The following is a 614-nucleotide window of genomic DNA, read 5'->3' as shown; positions in this document are numbered from 1 at the left end:
TTGGAGTCTGCAACTCGACTCCATGAAGTCGGAATCGCTAGTAATCGTAGATCAGAATGCTACGGTGAATACGTTCCCGGGCCTTGTACACACCGCCCGTCACACCATGGGAGTGGGCTGCACCAGAAGTAGATAGCTTAACCTTCGGGAGGGCGTTTACCACGGTGTGGTTCATGACTGGGGTGAAGTCGTAACAAGGTAGCCCTAGGGGAACCTGGGGCTGGATCACCTCCTTACCTATACGATTGACTGATATTTGTTGAGTGTTCACACAGATAACTTGTTCTTGTTAGAGCGAGTGGCACGTCCGAGCGACGATGCTTGTTCTTTAAAAATTTGGAAAGCTGATAGTAATAACCGAAAGGTTATTGCGAAAATAATTGAGTTCTCAAAACACACTTTAATCAAGTGACTTGAGTATTCTTTTGGCGAAAGTTGAAACCATTAGTTGCGATGCAGCTCAGATGAAACTCATTTGGGTTGTATGGTTAAGTGACTAAGCGTATACGGTGGATGCCTTGGCAGTCAGAGGCGATGAAGGACGTAGTAACTTGCGAAAAGCGTTGGCGAGCTAGTAACAAGCATTTGAGCTAACGATGTCCGAATGGGGAAAC

Annotated in this window: 2 rRNA genes; both read left to right on the top strand. The window is 46.4% G+C overall.

The features are described 5' to 3' along the window. Positions 1-236: ribosomal RNA gene (locus tag L1D43_RS19815) — 16S ribosomal RNA — on the top strand; the annotation flags it as partial. Between the two features lie 250 nt (positions 237-486). Beyond that, positions 487-614 (top strand): 23S ribosomal RNA (locus L1D43_RS19810); the annotation flags it as partial.

It is taken from the genome of Shewanella sp. Isolate8, from assembly GCF_022398495.1.
Lineage (GTDB): Bacteria > Pseudomonadota > Gammaproteobacteria > Enterobacterales > Shewanellaceae > Shewanella > Shewanella aquimarina.
The sequence above is the reverse complement of the archived record's forward strand: the minus strand, read 5'-3'. Positions and strand labels throughout refer to the sequence as shown.